Annotated in this window: 22 protein-coding genes; 18 read left to right on the top strand and 4 right to left on the bottom strand. The window is 34.4% G+C overall.

What is annotated here, in order from left to right; genetic code table 11:
- The first annotated feature begins 151 nt into the window (after positions 1-151).
- Together prmA and OZP07_RS09880 are read left to right on the top strand one after the other, a co-directional pair.
- Positions 152-985: a 50S ribosomal protein L11 methyltransferase gene (prmA, locus tag OZP07_RS09885; protein WP_281638225.1), complete on the top strand. Its 834-nt coding sequence runs from the start codon at positions 152-154 to the stop codon at positions 983-985.
- A gap of 41 nt (positions 986-1,026) precedes the next feature.
- Positions 1,027-1,302 (top strand): ATP-dependent Clp protease adaptor ClpS, encoded by a 276-nt coding sequence (locus OZP07_RS09880; protein ID WP_281638224.1) that lies wholly within the window; start codon positions 1,027-1,029, stop codon positions 1,300-1,302.
- Positions 1,303-1,691: 389 nt separating this feature from the next.
- Here the strand turns inward: OZP07_RS09880 and OZP07_RS09875 are convergent, their stop codons facing one another.
- Positions 1,692-2,105 (bottom strand): DUF6691 family protein, encoded by a 414-nt coding sequence (locus tag OZP07_RS09875; RefSeq protein ID WP_281638223.1) that lies wholly within the window; start codon positions 2,103-2,105, stop codon positions 1,692-1,694.
- A gap of 3 nt (positions 2,106-2,108) precedes the next feature.
- Complete coding sequence (locus OZP07_RS09870) at positions 2,109-2,666, bottom strand: YeeE/YedE family protein (RefSeq protein WP_194644199.1); 558 nt, start codon at positions 2,664-2,666, stop codon at positions 2,109-2,111.
- Positions 2,667-2,845: 179 nt separating this feature from the next.
- Here OZP07_RS09870 and OZP07_RS09865 point away from each other — a divergent pair, with 179 nt between their 5' ends.
- The 5 genes from OZP07_RS09865 to OZP07_RS09845 all read left to right on the top strand — a co-directional run bounded on the left by OZP07_RS09865 (position 2,846) and on the right by OZP07_RS09845 (position 7,862).
- Positions 2,846-3,295, top strand: coding sequence for a 2-dehydro-3-deoxyphosphooctonate aldolase (locus OZP07_RS09865; RefSeq protein ID WP_194644197.1), 450 nt, complete (start codon positions 2,846-2,848; stop codon positions 3,293-3,295).
- A gap of 153 nt (positions 3,296-3,448) precedes the next feature.
- Positions 3,449-4,267, top strand: coding sequence for a 3-deoxy-8-phosphooctulonate synthase (gene kdsA, locus OZP07_RS09860; protein ID WP_194644195.1), 819 nt, complete (start codon positions 3,449-3,451; stop codon positions 4,265-4,267).
- 23 nt (positions 4,268-4,290) lie between these two features.
- Positions 4,291-5,202 carry a hypothetical protein gene (locus OZP07_RS09855; protein ID WP_281638222.1) on the top strand — a complete coding sequence of 304 codons (912 nt, stop codon included), beginning with the start codon at positions 4,291-4,293 and terminating at the stop codon, positions 5,200-5,202.
- Positions 5,203-5,301: 99 nt separating this feature from the next.
- A complete protein-coding gene (locus OZP07_RS09850) occupies positions 5,302-6,162 on the top strand; it encodes a hypothetical protein (protein WP_281638221.1) in 861 nt (286 codons plus the stop codon).
- 149 nt (positions 6,163-6,311) lie between these two features.
- Complete coding sequence (locus OZP07_RS09845) at positions 6,312-7,862, top strand: pectinesterase family protein (RefSeq protein WP_281638220.1); 1,551 nt, start codon at positions 6,312-6,314, stop codon at positions 7,860-7,862.
- Positions 7,863-8,011: 149 nt separating this feature from the next.
- Here the strand turns inward: OZP07_RS09845 and OZP07_RS09840 are convergent, their stop codons facing one another.
- The gene (locus tag OZP07_RS09840; RefSeq protein WP_281638219.1) at positions 8,012-8,362 is read right to left on the bottom strand and encodes a DUF1801 domain-containing protein; all 351 of its coding nucleotides are present in this window, start codon (positions 8,360-8,362) and stop codon (positions 8,012-8,014) included.
- A 75-nt stretch (positions 8,363-8,437) separates the two neighbouring features.
- Here OZP07_RS09840 and OZP07_RS09835 point away from each other — a divergent pair, with 75 nt between their 5' ends.
- From OZP07_RS09835 to OZP07_RS09795, 9 genes are all read left to right on the top strand, one after another.
- Positions 8,438-9,043, top strand: a complete 606-nt coding sequence (locus tag OZP07_RS09835) for a hypothetical protein (protein ID WP_194643863.1) — start codon at positions 8,438-8,440, stop codon at positions 9,041-9,043.
- Between the two features lie 36 nt (positions 9,044-9,079).
- Positions 9,080-9,757: a YiiX family permuted papain-like enzyme gene (locus tag OZP07_RS09830; protein ID WP_281638218.1), complete on the top strand. Its 678-nt coding sequence runs from the start codon at positions 9,080-9,082 to the stop codon at positions 9,755-9,757.
- A gap of 3 nt (positions 9,758-9,760) precedes the next feature.
- Positions 9,761-10,057 carry a winged helix-turn-helix domain-containing protein gene (locus tag OZP07_RS09825; protein WP_194643861.1) on the top strand — a complete coding sequence of 99 codons (297 nt, stop codon included), beginning with the start codon at positions 9,761-9,763 and terminating at the stop codon, positions 10,055-10,057.
- Between the two features lie 53 nt (positions 10,058-10,110).
- Positions 10,111-10,563 carry a hypothetical protein gene (locus tag OZP07_RS09820; protein WP_194643859.1) on the top strand — a complete coding sequence of 151 codons (453 nt, stop codon included), beginning with the start codon at positions 10,111-10,113 and terminating at the stop codon, positions 10,561-10,563.
- Positions 10,564-10,566: 3 nt separating this feature from the next.
- Positions 10,567-11,223 (top strand): DUF1361 domain-containing protein, encoded by a 657-nt coding sequence (locus tag OZP07_RS09815; protein ID WP_281638217.1) that lies wholly within the window; start codon positions 10,567-10,569, stop codon positions 11,221-11,223.
- 6 nt (positions 11,224-11,229) lie between these two features.
- The gene (locus tag OZP07_RS09810; RefSeq protein ID WP_281638216.1) at positions 11,230-11,550 is read left to right on the top strand and encodes a hypothetical protein; all 321 of its coding nucleotides are present in this window, start codon (positions 11,230-11,232) and stop codon (positions 11,548-11,550) included.
- A 350-nt stretch (positions 11,551-11,900) separates the two neighbouring features.
- Positions 11,901-13,259, top strand: coding sequence for a cell envelope integrity protein CreD (gene creD / locus OZP07_RS09805; protein WP_281638215.1), 1,359 nt, complete (start codon positions 11,901-11,903; stop codon positions 13,257-13,259).
- A gap of 229 nt (positions 13,260-13,488) precedes the next feature.
- Positions 13,489-13,677 carry a hypothetical protein gene (locus OZP07_RS09800; protein WP_349293661.1) on the top strand — a complete coding sequence of 63 codons (189 nt, stop codon included), beginning with the start codon at positions 13,489-13,491 and terminating at the stop codon, positions 13,675-13,677.
- Positions 13,667-14,215, top strand: coding sequence for a DUF8465 domain-containing protein (locus tag OZP07_RS09795; protein WP_281638214.1), 549 nt, complete (start codon positions 13,667-13,669; stop codon positions 14,213-14,215). Before OZP07_RS09800 ends, OZP07_RS09795 begins: the two co-directional genes overlap by 11 nt.
- Before the next feature lie 77 nt (positions 14,216-14,292).
- Here OZP07_RS09795 and OZP07_RS09790 read toward each other — a convergent pair whose 3' ends face one another.
- On the bottom strand, positions 14,293-15,252 hold the full coding sequence (locus OZP07_RS09790) for a hypothetical protein (protein ID WP_281638213.1): 960 nt from the start codon (positions 15,250-15,252) through the stop codon (positions 14,293-14,295).
- Positions 15,253-15,548: 296 nt separating this feature from the next.
- Between OZP07_RS09790 and OZP07_RS09785 the strand changes: the two genes are divergently transcribed.
- Both OZP07_RS09785 and OZP07_RS09780 read left to right on the top strand, forming a co-directional pair.
- Positions 15,549-16,472 (top strand): EamA family transporter, encoded by a 924-nt coding sequence (locus tag OZP07_RS09785; protein WP_281638212.1) that lies wholly within the window; start codon positions 15,549-15,551, stop codon positions 16,470-16,472.
- Between the two features lies 1 nt (position 16,473).
- On the top strand, positions 16,474-17,595 hold the full coding sequence (locus OZP07_RS09780) for a cysteine desulfurase family protein (protein WP_281638211.1): 1,122 nt from the start codon (positions 16,474-16,476) through the stop codon (positions 17,593-17,595).
- The last annotated feature ends 5 nt before the right edge of the window (positions 17,596-17,600 follow it).

Genomic DNA, 17,600 nt, shown 5'->3' with positions numbered 1-17,600 from the left:
GCAGACTTTTCAGTCTGCCTAACCAAATCTATAGACTTTCAGTCCATAGTGGTTTAGTTTAGACATAATGCCAATAGACAGCACATTAAAATATTTTAAATTTCAAAAAAGTAATGCGTCTTATATGCTTATATTTGCAAAAAAAATAAACATGTCAAACATTTATATTGGGTATCATTTTAGCATTGAACCAAAAGAACCGGGATCTGAAATATTGATTGCAGAATTAGGAGAAAAAGCATTTGAAAGCTTTACCGAAACTGAGACAGGAATTTCAGCTTTCGTACAAAAAGATCTTTGGGATGAAATGATTCTGGAAGGCGTTCAGATATTACATTCAGAAGAATTTAAAATTGATTACAGTTATGAAGAAATCGAGCAGATAAACTGGAACGAAGAATGGGAAAAAAACTTTGAACCAATTGATGTAGAAGGAAACTGTCATGTGCGAGCACCTTTTCACCCGAAAACTGATGCTGAATTTAACATTGTAATTGAACCCAAAATGAGTTTTGGAACCGGCCATCATGAAACAACTCACATGATGATTCAGCATTTGTTAGAAATAGATGTTAAAGGAATGAAAACATTAGACATGGGCTGCGGAACAGCTATTTTAGCAATACTTGCCGAAATGAAAGGTGCACAGCCAATTGATGCTATCGATATTGACAACTGGTGTTATTTAAATTCTATAGAAAATGCCGAACGCAATAATTGCAGGCACATAACCGTTTATGAAGGTGATGCTTCACTTCTAAAAGACAAAAAATACGATTTAATCATAGCCAACATCAACAGAAATATTTTGCTGAACGACATGCAGAGCTATGTAGACTGTTTAAACCCAAAAGGAACTATATTATTCAGCGGTTTCTACGAAGAAGACATTCCTTATATCGATGCTTCCTGCACAGAAAAAGGGCTGACGTATATAAAAAAGTTCCAAAAAAATAACTGGGTGTCATTAAAATACGTAAATTAGTACAATTCTTTAAATTAACGGCGTACAAAAAACTAAAAAAAATGAGTACAATAGAAAAAGTAAAAGAAAAACGAAGGGAGAAGGAAGATATTTCTATGAACAATGAAATCATAGTATATAATGACGATGTAAATACTTTTGACCATGTTATTGATACCTTAATTCGTATTTGCGGCCACACTCCTATACAGGCAGAGCAATGTTCACTAATAATTCATTTCAATGGAAAATGTACTGTAAAAACCGGTGAATACGACAAATTAAAAATACAATGCACTGGATTATTAGAAGCAGGTTTAAGTGCTGAAATAATCTAAGTTACAGTCCATTCCAAAAAGGAGTTTTTCCTGCCTATTCAAGAAGTACAATCTTGGATAGGCATTTTTTTTACCTCTCCCCAACCCTTCCATTGGAGAGAGATTAAAATTGGATTATTTTATAAATAATAATTATGACTGCCCGCAAATAATACCATGTATTTTTTTTGCCTCTGATTACACAGGTTTCATTACTGTTTTTTTTAAAAATCTGTGTAAATTTTTTTAATTTGTAGCTAATTCGATCTGTTTGGCATTAGTTAAGGATAGTCATAAATAATAAAATTTGGAAGCAAAAAAATCAGAATGATTACTAAATATTAAAATTTATTAATTATAATGATTTACAATTACTTAAAAACACAAACCTAAAGTTTAAGCTTAACTATTTAATGAGGAAGTTTACTTTTTAAAGCACCATAAATAACTGTTCCTATCAATGCTCCAATGAGCACAATAATTACTGGTAAAAACCCCGCCCCTATCAATATAAAAATTGGCCCTGGACACGAACCTACCAATGCCCAGCCCAGCCCAAAGGAAATTCCTCCAATTAAATATCGGGCAGTTCCTTTTTCTTTTTCCTGAATTTCAATAGGCAGGCCTTTGATATCCCTTATACCTTTTCTTTTTATGATCTGAATGCCTAAAATTCCAGTCGCAACAGCAGCTCCAATGATTCCATACATGTGAAAGGATTGAAACTGAAACATTTCGTAAATACGATACCAGGAAACCGCTTCTGACTTGGTAAGTACAATTCCAAAAACAAAACCAACCAAAAAATATTTTAATACTTTCATAATCTAAAATAATAAGGGTAATAAAAAATGAGCCATAATCAATCCGCCTATAAAAAAACCAATTACAGCTTTCAAAGAAGGCAGCTGCAGATTACTCAATCCGGAAATTGCATGACCAGATGTGCATCCGCCGGCATAACGGGTTCCAAAACCAATTAAAATTCCGCCGCCAAGAAGTATCAGTATACTTTTAGGCGACTGCCAGATTTGATCTCCAAATAAGGCTTCCGGCATTAGTTTTCCATTGGGAGCATCAATTCCCATTGCCTGAAGCTGCGTAATCGTCTGCGGATTAATGGCAACATTCGAAGGATCACTCATAAAATGCACTGCAGCAAAACCTCCTGCCATAGCACCCAGAACTACAACATAATTCCATCTGTTTGCTTTCCAGTCAAAATTAAAATAAGCAATACGTTTTCCTAGTCCAGTCATAGAACACAACGACTGAAGATTGGTAGACATACCAAAATTCTTTCCGAAATAGATAAGCGAAAGCATCACCATTCCGATTAAAAAGCCCGAAATATACCAAGGCCATGTTTGAAAAATAATATTCATAGCGTTTCTTTTTAGCAAATATAAACAGGACAAAGCTGTCTTTATGCAAAAAATGTTACATTTATAAAAATAATAACCATCATAAAATTCCTTATTGAATCAAATGATAATTACAATTTGACTAATTTTGAAATCATAATTGAATCCTTTTAAATTAAAAAACAATTAACTTCAAAAATATGAAAAAAACTGTTCTTCTTATTGCTTTACTACTCATTATTACTTCTTGCGGAAGCATTAAATCTTCTATAAAAAATGTAGATAACAGCGCACCTGTTCCAGTTGTTAAAAACGATGCTTTTGTAATTACAGCTTACAGCAAAGACAAAAAATATGGTTATGATAAAGATTACCCGATTAATATCTTTTATAGAGACACCAAGAATGACACCATTAACCAAAAATATTTCCTGAATGCTTTGGCTGGTCCAAAAGGAGAAAAAATCACATATACAAAACTAGAAAACTGCTGTCCGTTTCCTTCCAAAAACACTGACACAGGGGCTGGATTTCTAGATGTTTACCAATTAAAATGGGAAGGTTTGAAAACTCCAATTATTTTATATTTAAACATTTACGAAAGAGGACAGCTTATGGTTCCTGCTGGTCTTGGCCTGAAAAAATTATAATTTATTTTTTTTGAAGCGCCAGTCAAGATAAAAGATGCAATATATGACTGAAATAGCTCCAAATATCTGCTTTGGCACTTGTAAAAATAATTGCGAAATCTAATTCGGAAACCGCAAAATCAAGCTACCTTTGCACTTTCAAAAAAACACAATATGAACATACAAAATATACCTCAAATAAAGCATACTGAGAGCGGTAACTTCTTTTTACTTGCCGGCCCATGTGCAATTGAAGGCGAAGAAATGGCAATGAGAATCGCAGAGCGATTAGTTGACATTACTGATAAATTACAAATTCCTTATGTTTTCAAGGGATCTTTTAAAAAAGCAAACCGTTCAAGAATTGACAGCTTTTCTGGAATTGGTGATGAAAAAGCATTAAAAATACTTGAAAAAGTATCAAAAACATTTGGTGTGCCAACTGTAACCGATATTCACACTAATGAAGATGCAGCTATGGCTGCTGCCTATGTAGATGTTCTGCAGATTCCGGCATTCCTTGTCCGTCAAACGGATTTAGTTGTTGCAGCTGCTGCAACGGGAAAAGTGGTGAACTTAAAAAAAGGGCAATTCATGAGTCCAGAAAGCATGAAACATGCTGTTCAAAAAGTATTGGACTGCAACAATCAAAATGTAATGGTTACAGACCGAGGAACTATGTTTGGTTACCAGGATATGATTGTTGACTACCGCGGTATCCCAACGATGCAGCAATATGCAACTACCGTTTTGGATGTTACGCATTCGTTACAGCAGCCTAATCAAACGGCTGGAGTTACCGGCGGAAGACCAGATATGATTGAAACCGTTGCAAAGGCTGGTATCGCAGTTGGCGTAGACGGTATTTTTATCGAAACCCATTTTGATCCTGCCAATGCCAAAAGTGACGGTGCAAATATGCTTCACTTAGATTACTTTGAACCGCTTATGAATAAATTGGTTGCCATCAGAAAAACCATTAATCAATTTTAATTTTAACTTAGAATACCAATACATTGAAAACATTTTTACAAACTTCGTTCTTAATTTTATTTATATCATTTAATACATTCGCCCAGAATGACTTTATAAAAAAGGAAAGATATACTGCACACAATAAAGGAAAATTCTTTATTTCATGGGGAGGCAACAGGGAGAGTTATACTGAATCTGATGTGAACTTCAGAGGAAAAGATTACAACTTCACAGTTGATAATATGGTAGCTCATGACAAACCAAAAGGCTGGCATGTTGATTACATAAATCCTGCTAACATGACAATTCCGCAAACTAACTTTAGAATGGGATATTTCATTAACGACCATTACAGTGTTGCTATTGGCTGGGATCACATGAAATATGTTATGAGCCAAGCTCAAACAGCTAATGTTACTGGTTATATTAATTTACCTGCTGATCAATCTGGATCTATTTACAACGGAGTTTATGATAATACTCCTGTAGATATGTCTCAAGGTAATGCTCAGGAAGGTGGTTACGAGAAAAATATTGCTCAGCCAAATGGTACTGCTTTTTTAATGTACGAACACACAGATGGTTTGAACTATATAAATACAGAAGTTTCCAGACATGATGATATTTCGAAATTATTTAGGTTACCAAATACAGATAAAGTTCAGATTAATTTAACTGAAGGTTTAGGAGCCGGACTTTTATATCCAAAAACAAATGCTACTGTGTTAGGAATGCCTCGTCATGATGATTTTCACATTTCTGGATATGGTTTATCTGCAAAAGCGGGGATTAACTTTACGTTTTTCAAGTATTTCTATATCCAAGGGGAGCTAAAAACGGGTTACATCAACATGCAGGATATTAAAACAACAGCCAGCAGTGATGATAAAGCTTCACAAGATTTCTTCTTTTTTCAAAGAATTATTGCTGTTGGAGGTATTTTTAGACTGTAAAACATTCTCATATAAAATCAAAATCTCCTTCGGGAGATTTTTTAGTATAAGATAAATTTTAGTTGCTTTAATAAAAATTATTAATCAAATTTAAAGACATTGAAAACAAAAATTTCACATACTGCTTTTTTAGTTTTTTTCTTTACTGTTAATGTTTTTGCTCAAAACAATGCTCCAAGTACAGAATTATACACTGCACACAACAAAGGGAAATTCTTTGCGCACTGGGGAGGAAATAGAGCTTATTACACTACTTCAGATATTCATTTTGAAGGTGAAGGATATAATTTTACTGTAGAAAATGCGCAGTCGCATGATTTACCTAAAGGATGGAATATTGACTATATCAAACCTGGAAGTTTAACTTCATCGCAGACCAACTGGAAAGTTGGATATTTCTTTCGCGATAAATTCAATGTTTCTATTGGGATTGACCACATGAAATATGTGATGACCCAAAATCAGACAGCAATGATTAATGGAAACATTAATTTACCTTCTGGTGAAACTGGTTCTGTATTTAACGGATCTTACAACAACAAACCTATCGATCTGACCGATGGAAAATTTTTGAAATTTGAACATACAAACGGATTAAATTATGTCTTTGCTGAAACAGCTTATTACACAGATATCTCTTCCATTTTCGGCATTAGAAACACTGATATTTTCCAGCTGAATTTCACTCAGGGAGTCGGAATGGGATTATTGGTTCCAAGAACCGATGCTACCGTTTTAGAAAAACAAAGACATGACGAGTTTCATATTTCCGGATATGGTTTTTCTGCTGATGCAGGTTTAAATTTCACTTTCTTCAAGCATTTTTACGCACAAACCGAAATAAAAGGCGGTTATATCAATATGACCGATGTAAGAACTACTTATACTGATGATCATGCACAGCATCATTTTTGGTACGGAGAAACAATAGTCTCTTTTGGAGGTATCTTTAGATTATAAAAAATTCTTATCAAGCAACAATTAAATCTCCTCCGGGAGATTTTTCTGTTTTAAGCTGTCAGCAAATTTGATTAATGCTATTTTATTCTTAATTTTCAATATGTTAACAACTAAAATCACTTATAGCACAACAAACTAAAGTAACAGCTATGAAAAATATCGCAGTAAAGAATCAAATTTTCAGAATTGCCCGTTTGTTATTTTATTTCTTTATAATCATCTGCATACAATCAGCAAATGCACAGACATTCAATAATAAAATAGTACATTTCCCTCTCAGCGGAGCAAAAAATGTAAATCCAGATACCTGTTTTAAGCTGATTTTTAATGCTGTTCCAAATCTGCACAACAAAGGAAAAATACGTATTTATAATGCTTCCAATAATACATTGGCAGATGAATTGGACTTATCCGTTGCTCCGGGGCCCAAAAACACCCGTACTCCCGCACCCTATGACAAATTCATATACAATTACATACCGGACAGCATTTATACAGTGCATAAAGAAGATTTAAATACTGCACACAAATACCAGATTAATTATATAGGCGGCACTAAACCAATTGACGCTTATCATTTTTATCCGGTACTGATTGATGGCAGCACAGCTTTTATCTATCCTCACAGCAGCCGTTTGGCTTACAATAAAACCTATTATATTGTTATCGACAGAGACGTTTTTAATTTTGCCAATGGACAGACTTTTGAAATAAATAAAAACCAATGGCAGTTCCAGACCAAAAAAACTGCTCCTTCAAAAAACAGTAAGAAAATAATTGTATCCGCAGATGGAAAAGGCGATTTCACAACAGTTCAGGGCGCAGTTGATTTTATTCCTGAAAATAACAGCCAGCCCGTTACCATTTTGATCAAAAAAGGAATTTACAATGAAATTATAAACTGTCCAAATCGAAAAGCAGTTTCCTTCATTGGCGAAGACCGAAATAGTACAATTATACGATATGCTAACAATGGTGTATTTAATTTTCGTGAAATGAGTCCCGATCCCAATTTAAATAAAGATGTTCATAATATTAGGGCTGTAATGGCTGTACACCGTTCTTCGGAAATTACCGTTGCTAATCTAACAATTCAGTCCATAGGAGAAAAACCCGCGCAGGCTGAAGCTTTATTGACTGTAGGTGATAAAATGATTATTGACAACGTCTCTATTGAAGGAAGCGGCGATGCCCTGCAGGCGACCGGGCGTGTGTATGTAAACAATTCGAAAATACTGGGGCATGGCGACAATGTATTGGGATATGGAGCCGTTTTCTTTAACCGCTGCGAGTTTGTCTCTTATTCCGGTCCTCATATGTGGGTGCGAAATACAGATAAAAATCACGGGAATGTATTAGTAAACTGCATCATAAGATCCATTGGCGATGCTGAAACTGATATTGCAAGAGCTCCCGATAATCATGGCATAAAATATCCTTTTGCCGAAGCAGTCCTTATTGACTGCAAAGCAGAAGGCCTTCGCCCGTCAGGATGGGGAACTGTAACAGATCAGGCAGATAATATCAAATATTGGGAATATAACACTACTGATCTTGAAACCGGTAAAGCTGCCGATTTGAGCAAAAGACATCCAGCATCCAAACAGCTGACTATGGAAAAAGATGCTGAACTTATTAATAACTACAGAAAACCTTCGTATGTATTAAATGGCTGGAATCCAGTCATTCCTGTACATTGATTCTAATTGATGAAATTTTGCCACAGATTACAGATAAAAAATGATTTTAAAATCTGTGAATCTGTGGCAAAAACTTTTTTAGAAGCTAAAGCGAGATACACTGAAAGTGCATAGTTTTAAACTCTGTTTGAGACCAATAAATGATTTATTTAGGCATATAATAACACAGCTTCCCGAATCACTTCAATCAGGACTGCATTATCTATCGTTTCTAAGTCATAATATCTAAGAGACTTAACGGTATTCCGTTTCTCGCCAACTAGACTTTCCTGATTGCCTTTTAATTGGAAGCCTCTAGAAAAACCAGCGTCTACAAAACCTTTTCTGTGATTGGGAGCCAAATAACAAAATGGCTTTTTATTATAATAGAAATAAGGTATCCCCCATTTAAAAAGCAGTTTGAGTTCAGGAATTTCCTGCTCGAAAACACTGATTAAATGCAGTAATATCACTTGATACTTTTCGGGCTGCCGGTAGATATATTCATCGGTTATCTTCATATATTAAAATTAATAAAAAAAATATTCAATTTCTCAAATATTATAATTAACTTTGTTTTTCAAAGTACTTTAAAAATGGAAGAAAAATATTTACAAGACATCAGTGACATCAAAAATATGATGAACAAATCCACACAATTTATCTCTTTGAGTGGTTTGTCAGGAATTTTAGCTGGTGTATACGCTTTGATAGGCGCCTATATTGGTCACGAATTAATCCAGAATAACGACAGCAGTGTCATTACATTGGAAAGCAATACATTTAAACTGATACTGCTGACCGCTTTCATCGTTTTATTTTTGTCTGTTGGAACAGCACTGCTGCTTACTATAAATAAAGCAAAAAAAGGCGGTGAAACCGTATGGAATTCTTCATCCAAAAGAATGCTGACAAACTTTTTGATTCCGCTGGTTACCGGAGGGATTTTTGGACTCTTATTACTGCGGAACGGAAGCTACGGTTTAATAGCTCCTGTAACTCTTATTTTTTATGGACTAGCCTGTGTAAATGCAAGTAAATATACTTTAAGAGATGTTCGTTATCTTGGTATTACCATTATAATCCTGGGACTTTTGGCAACCGAATTTTCGGGATATGCATTGGAATTTTGGGCATTAGGGTTTGGAGTATGCCATATTATTTATGGAAGCATGATGCACTTTAAGTACGACCGAAATTAAAAAGGCTTAAATTTAACCAAATAAAAATCCATAGAAATGACAATGAAAAAAACAAAGTATCTTTTTGCGGTTATTACCTTTCTGATGAGTTTTGGCTGTGCTTTGTTTATTGCCAATTCTATGTTTGGTAATATTCTTTTTGGCCTGCGTCATGATATTATTTTAAATAAAATTCAGGACGGCGATATGATTTTTCAGACTTCACAATCCAAACAGTGCGAAGCGGTTCGAATTGCAACTAATTCTAAGTTCTCTCACTGCGGTATTATTTTTATTGAAAAAGGAAAAAAATATGTATTGGAAGCTGTACAGCCTGTAAAATATACACCGCTGGAAACTTGGATAACACATGGTAAAGATAATCATTTTGTGGTAACCCGCTTAAAAAATGCATCAGTGCTACTCAATGCGGAGACACTGCAAAAGATGAAAGCCTATGGAGAAACACTAAATAACAAAGACTATGATTTGTATTTTGAATGGTCTGATGATAAAATATACTGCTCTGAATTAATTTGGAAAATTTACAAAAACGGAGCTGGAATTGAATTATGTCCATTGCAGAAACTGAAAGATTTTAACCTGAAAGACAGCCGTGCTCAGACAATACTGTCCGAAAGATATGGAACTAAAATTCCGCTTGAAGAAAATGTTGTCGCACCGTCAGACTTGGAACAATCCAAAATAGTAACCACAATAATAGACACTTACTAAGATTTGAAAAATATTATTCAAAATATCAATAAAGCTTTTGACCATCGCATCAGACTAGGCATCATGTCTATTCTGATGGTCAATGAATCGGCCGATTTTAGTACTTTGAAAGAATTATTGGGCGTAACCGATGGTAACTTAGCGAGCCATACCAAAGCACTAGAACAAGAAAATTACATTGCCATTGAGAAACAATTCATCGGTAAAAAACCAAATACCAGCTATAGAGCAACCAAAGAGGGGCGAAAAGCATTTCAAGATCATATCAGCGCCCTGGAAAAATTAATACAGAAACGCTAACTCTTTTTTTTAACCTTAAACTTTGAAATTCAAAGTACTTTTAATTAATAAAAATGAAAGACAAATTCATCGAAAAAATGTACGAATGGAGTAAAAAACCATATCAGCGATTCTTCAAAAACAAAACTGCCTGGAAGATTCACAAACAAGATCTACGTACATATCCTGAGGAAACATTAGGTTTTCATCTAGGCCAGTTTTTACAGAAAAACAATTTTGAGATCCAGCCCAAACTAGAAGATCATGATATCATTCATGTACTCACCAGCACTGGCGTAAGTGTGCGGGAAGAAATCGGAATGCAGTATTATCTAATGGGTAATGGTAAAAAAAGCCTGTATTTGTATATAGTCATAACTGTCGGCACACTCTTCTACCCTATGCATATTAAATATTTTTTCAAGGAATTTCATAAAGGTAAAACAGCACATCACTTCTACTCTTTGGATTTTTCAAAAATGCTCCTGATTCCAATTAAAACTATTCAGCAAACCTTTAACATTTAAATTATGAAGCTCATCATCAACCTATTCAACAGCAACCGAAAAATCAACAGCGTTTTATTCTTATTTACTGCTTACTGCTTGATTTTACTCGTTGTTCGCGCCAAATTGACCAATACAGTTTATCTCTTTTTTTTAGTTTGGAATCTGTTTCTGGCCTTCATTCCCTATCTTTTCATCAGCTGTCTGAAAACCCAGATTAGTTTTCAGAAAAGCAGAATTAAGACATTTACACTGCTATTTCTCTGGCTCCTTTTTCTGCCAAATTCGTTTTACATTCTTACCGATCTGATTCACCTGTCACAATCTGAAAACCATTTGTTCTGGTTCGATTTGGTTGTCATAAGCTCATATGCCCTGATTGGATTTACGCTGGGCATTATTTCACTGATAGAGTTCGAAAACATCATAAAAACTTATACTTCTTCTTTAATTATCAATTTATTAACGCCTGTCATCTGTTTTTTATGCGGCATTGGAATTTATCTCGGAAGAATACTGCGGTACAACAGCTGGGACATTTTGAGCAGTCCTATAAAATTATTTCAGGATACGCTAGCCTCATTATTATCTGTACATGCATTACTGTTCTCCTTTTATTTTGGAGTCTACATCTATTTATTCTACTCTTTGAGAAAAATCTATTCAGCTATAAACCACTAACAAATTATGGAAACTACTTTAACCCAGAAAGAACCTTTTGATGGCAGAACTTCTACCGAACTCGCACTTGGCTGTTTTACAATCGGAACACTTTTATTTATACTTTTTCTAACCCTTGCTGACAATACATTCATACTGCTAATTGGTTTTGTATTCTTTATGCTGACTGCTATTCTCAATATTATAATGCTCACCCACCTGCTCTATCATTTTTACATGATGCCGCAGCAGAGAAAATACATAGGACTGAAAATTGCGATTTTATTGAGTAACATTCCAATAGTTTTCTTGTATTACATCATTGCTGATTCATTTGGACTATTATAATTTTTAATCCTAAAAACAAGAACATGCAAAGACCAAACCTTATAAAATCCTATTACAGATGGGCATTTTCCAATGAACTGGCTATTGGATCATTTCTCATAGGAACCTTATTGCTGCTATTATTTAAGTCCGATGCTCATGGAAAAATGATTTTAATAATAGGCTGGTATTATGTGCTTTTTTCAATAATTATAAATTCTATTATGTTCTTATATCTTGTTTTTCTCTGTATTATTTTACCGGATGAAAGAAAAAAATTAGCATTAAAACTAATCATTCTATTATGTAACATTCCAATAAGCATACTCTATTACAATTTTATTTTTTAATCATTACTAAACCCAAAAAACATGGAAACAACAGAAAATCAAAACCCCGCACCAACCCCTTTTTTTCAATCTAACACCGCCAAAATGATTATGATTGGTATACTTACTTTAGTATTGCTCATTCCGCTGGAATTTGTCAAAAGCCTGATAATCGAACGTTCTTATCGTCAGGAAGAAGTTATCACTGAAATCAATGACAAATGGGGAGAAAGTGTTTACTTCTACGGACCAATACTAAAAGTTCCGTACACCACATTTGACGAAACTTTATCAATCAATCAAAAAACAAATGAAACTTTAAAACAGCGAAAAGCAATCACCAGATACGCTTATTTCTTCCCAGAAGATTTAAAAGCCAAATCCAATGTAGTCACCAAAGTCCTTAACCGAAACAATTATGAATCGGTTGTATACAGTTCCAAAATGAATTTTGAAGGCTATTACATTCAGCCCGATTTTAGCAGTAAAAATATTCCTGCTGAAGTTATCCAATGGAACAAAGCCACTATTTTAATCAAAACTACCAATTTAAAAAGCATCAAAGACGAAGTGAAAATCAATTTTGGCGGCACCAAATTTACTTTTGAACCTGTTTACAGCACAAATCTAAATGATACTACGCAAGCTCTAGAAACTGGTTTTATAGATCTGAAAAGCATTCTGAAAACAGCCAAAACAAGTTTTGGTTTTGACATCACTTACAACGGAAGCAAGCAGATAAAAATGGTTCCTATTGGAAAAACCACACAGCTGAGCATGCTGTCCAACTGGGGATCGCCAAGTTTTACAGGTAATTTTCTTCCAGATGATAAAACAAAAACAATCGATGCCAGCGGGTTTTCTGCCAGCTGGAAAATCCTGCATATCAACAGAGCATTTTCACAGCAGTTCTTCGAAAATCTGCCCGATTTAGGAACCTATGCTTTTGGAGTCGATTTTGTAATTCCGGTGAATCAATACCAGCAGAACGAAAGAGCAGCCAAATATGGTTTTCTGGTAATAGGCTTGACATTCTTGATTTTCTTCCTAATCCAGTCGATAAGCAAAATCAAAATTCATATTTTCCAATATTCTATGATAGGTCTGGCGCTTATTTTATTTTACACCCTGCTTATTTCTATTACTGAACACAGCAGCTTCACAAAAGCCTATCTGATTGCGGCCGTCGCAGTCATTACGCTCATTGCATTGTACTCGGTTTCGATTCTGAAAGGAAGCAAATTTCCGCTGTTCATCGCCGCTTCTCTCACTGGGTTATACTCCTTTATTTATGTCATTATTCAATTAGAAAATTACGCTTTACTGGTAGGAAGCATTGGTCTATTCTCCATATTGGCAGCTATAATGTATTTTTCCAGAAAAATTGACTGGAATAAATAAAACAGTTAATTAGGAGCTTAATCCTGCTATCCGCTGCAATCTTTTGTGCCGAACACCGGCACAAAAGGATTTTCACTTCTATCAGGGCTAGGATTTATCGGCACTAAGAACATTTGCAGACCAAAAGAAATAATTAAAAATAATAAGTCATAAAAGTGAATTTTGAAAATCTCAGCAGCTTTAAACAATACTCTCCTAAAGTTTAGTATTTTTGAAGCCTGAAAATGAAATGATGAAAAAATTTGTAATTCTGATAATGGCTTTCGCAATTGGTACTGCGCTCTACGAGCAGACAAGTACTGATAAAAATATATATGTAATGGTGATTGCTATTGTCATTTTTATGATGGGAATGATGCGTTTAAGCAGCAAAACTCCAAGTAAAAACCAAGATAATAACGAAGACGATGTTCAATAAAGGAGATAAAGTTTCAGTGCTGGATGATGCTGTTGACGGCGTGGTGCTATCAGTAAAAGACGGTGTAGTAACTATCGAAACTACAGATGGTTTTGTAATGAATTACAATGCCGGCGAGCTTATCAAAATTGGTGAATCTGCCAATCTTATGGAAGGCATCAAAGGCATTAACATTAATGAAATCAAGAAGGAAAAGGAAATACCGAAACCGCGCAGTTTTGTAAAAGAGAAAAAAGACAAAAACGAACTGCCTGTCCCGGAATTTGATCTGCATATCGAAAAACTGGTTCCTAATAAACGCGGTATGTCCAATTATGATATTTTGACTTTACAAGCAGAAACTGCCCAGCGTCATATTGAATTCGCCATTCGCAACCGCATACCGAAAATTGTTTTCATACACGGCGTAGGCGAAGGTATCCTCAAAGCCGAATTAGATTTCCTTTTAGGCCGTTATGATAATATCGTTTTTCAGGATGCCAATTATCAAAAATACGGTCAGGGAGCTACCGAAGTTTATTTTAAACAAAACAAATAAACTGATCTTATTTTATCCCATAAAAAAACGTCAATACTTTCTTAGCATTGACGTTTTTTTATAAATTATATTTTCACTTATGGTTTAATAGTTTCCAAGTCTCCATATTTGTAGTTATCACCCAATTGGAAATTACTATTCCCTTTTTCAAGGGTTACGCCTTTCAGGACAATTGTATGTTTAAATATATTTGGACCAGCTGTAGTAGTAGTAACTTCAATAGTACCTTCTTTTCCTAACCATTCTTCTTTAACTGTTGGTACAGTTGGATCTGTTGAACCACAAAAATAATTGGAAGACACAATACTGTTAAACATACGGTAAACCAATTTATTATTAACTAATTTATCATTAACTAATCCTATAGTTCCTGTTCTTGGCTTATCTATAGGGGTAACTTCGTTAATAATTAACTTTGGATCAATTTTTAGCGTTAACGATTCACTCGCATAAAATTCATAAACCAAATAGTTATCACAAAGAGATAATTTTTTATCAAAAGCTAATGGCAGCGGAGTTATCGTTTTCAAATAATCTCCAAAAATAAAGCTTTCATAAAACTGAGTGGTACCATCTCCTTTGGCAAAAGTGATATTTTTAAAAACAATATTATGCTTATAACCTGTTATTTTTGAACTATTATCCGCAACATTTGATGTTTTTACAGCTTCTGTTGTAATTTGAATAACACCAGAGGAAGCATCCCATTGTGTTTTTATATTCGGAGTTGAGGGACGAATTAAATCACATACATTTCCATCAGCAACTTTACCGTCATAAAAACTATACACCACTTGGTTTGTCGAATTGACATCTAATTTAATTGGGGTATCTTTTTCTGTTGCTTCTTCTTTAAAAGTTTCTGCGGGAATATTTAAAATCAGAGATTCTGCTCCTTTGAGTTTAAAAAGCAAATTATTCTCTGCACAGGTACTTGTTGTTATTTCATCAAAATTAATTGTATCAACTACTAAATCTCCATCATCACAGGCTGAAAAAGCAATTGCACAACATAAAACTCCTATAAATCTTTTCATTCTTCTTTTATTTAGAACAAAAATATGACATTTAATTTGTTCCAAAAACAGTTATAGATCTAAAACGCATATTTTAACAAAAGTATCTCTAAGATGTCAGACCTTTTGAAAGTAAATTTTATTGGATATTAACATTTAGAACAAATTAACTGCAGACATTTTTCAATCCCGTTATTAATTCCGTTTTTCTTAACCAGTAATTAAATTTTCTTAGCTTCAGTGCGTATCTTAGTCTCTCAATTTTGGTGCTCAGAAAATGCATAAATCCTTATCTTTGTACCGAATTCTACTTTTCGATGAAAAAATACAATTACTACTTTGCGGCTTTTTCAGCTTTTTTTCTCTGGGGTTTTTTCAGTCTGGCATTAAAACCAATTTCCAGTTATCCTTCACTCGATATAATGTTCTATCGTGTGTTTTTCAGCGTATTTATTCTGACAGCCATAAATCTCATTTTTCGACGAAAAAACATCAAAAAAAACTGGGATGATTTTAAGATAATGACTAAAAAAACAAAACAGAAAATTATCATATTAACCTTGACCGGCAGTTTAATTTTAGCTTCCAACTGGCTGATTTTTATATATGTAATTAATCATGTAAATGTGAAAGCAGGATCATTGGCCTACTTGATCTGCCCTATATTAACCACCGTTTTTGCCTTTTTTCTTCTTCGGGAAAAATTAAATAAATGGAAATGGACAGCGGTCTGCATTAGTACAATAAGCTGTGTTTTATTGTCCCTAAATCATTTTCAGGATATTCTTTACAGCCTTGTAGTAGCTTCTACTTATGCGTTATATCTGGTTAGCCAGCGTAAGAACTGTGAAATAGATAAGTTTCTGATTTTGAATATTCAGCTGCTTTTTATTGCTTTACTTATTCTGCCATTTTATCCAAGTTACAGCGGAGCAATCCCAACAGAACCATTATTTTATACTTGTTTATTCTGTATCGTTGTGCTTTTTACAATTATTCCGCTTTTCTTAAACCTGTATGCATTAAAAGGACTTGATTCATCCACAGTAGGAATCCTAATGTATATCAATCCGATAATCAATTTCTCCTTGGCTGTTTTTTATTTCAAAGAAGATGTAAGTCTGCTTCAAATGCTTTCGTATTCCCTTATTTTAATCTCCATTATTATTTTCAATAAGAAAGTGTTATTTGGCAAAAAAAATAAATCCAAAACAATTGTTCCGGATTCAAAATCTGTATAGTATGAAAAAAGCATATCTTGATAACGCCTCTACAACAGCACTTCGTCCCGAAGTAATTCTGGAGATGACCAAAATACTGACCGAAGATTATGGAAATCCATCTTCTACTCATAGTCAGGGACGCAATGCCAAAAGTATACTTGAACTCTCCCGAAAATCAATTGCCAGACAGCTAAATGCTGCAGCATCTGAAATCATTTTCACTTCCTGCGGTACAGAAGCTGACAATTGGATTTTACGGTCAGCAGTAAAAAATTTAAAAATTGAGCGTATCATTACCAGTAAAATAGAACATCACGCTGTGCTTCATACAGCAATGGCACTTCAAGATGAATACGGCATTCAGGTGGATTATGTAAATGTGAAACCAAATGGAGAGTTAGATTTGACACATTTAGCCGAATTATTATCCGAAGAAAAAAAGACTTTGGTATCGCTGATGCATGTTAATAATGAAACCGGAACTGTTTTAGACCTTGACAGAGTAAGCCAGATCTGCCAGGAGCATAAAGCTTTATTTCATTCAGATACAGTGCAGTCCATCGGAAAAGCTAAAATTGATTTACAGCATACACCTATCGATTTTATAGTGGCCAGTGCCCATAAATTTCACGGTCCAAAAGGTGCTGGTTTTGCTTTTGTCCGAAAAAATTCGGGACTGCAGCCGTTGTTTTTTGGCGGTGAGCAGGAAAAAGGACAGCGCGCAGGAACAGAAGCTGTTCATCAGATTGCAGGAATGGCAAAAGCCTTAGAACTTTCATATGAAAACCTAGAAACCGAAAGCCTTTATATTGATTCATTGAAAGAATATACTGTTGAAAAATTAAAAGCAAATTTCCCTGATTTTAAAATCAATGGAGAGAATACTTTTTACAATCTGCTCAATGTCACTCTGCCAATGGACGAAAGCAAAACTTCGATGATTTTATTTCATCTGGATATGAAAGGAATTGCGGTTTCTCGAGGCAGTGCATGTCAGTCAGGAAGTATCAGGCCTTCACACGTATTGGCAGAAATGCTTTCCCCTGATGAATTAAAAAAACCAAATATCCGAATTTCTTTCAGCCATTTTAATACCAAAGAAGATATTGATTTATTAATCGAAGGATTAAAACGTATTTAGCTCAC

The sequence above is a fragment of the Flavobacterium marginilacus genome (assembly GCF_026870155.1).
Taxonomy (GTDB): domain Bacteria; phylum Bacteroidota; class Bacteroidia; order Flavobacteriales; family Flavobacteriaceae; genus Flavobacterium; species Flavobacterium marginilacus.
This window is presented reverse-complemented; position numbering and strand designations above follow the sequence as displayed.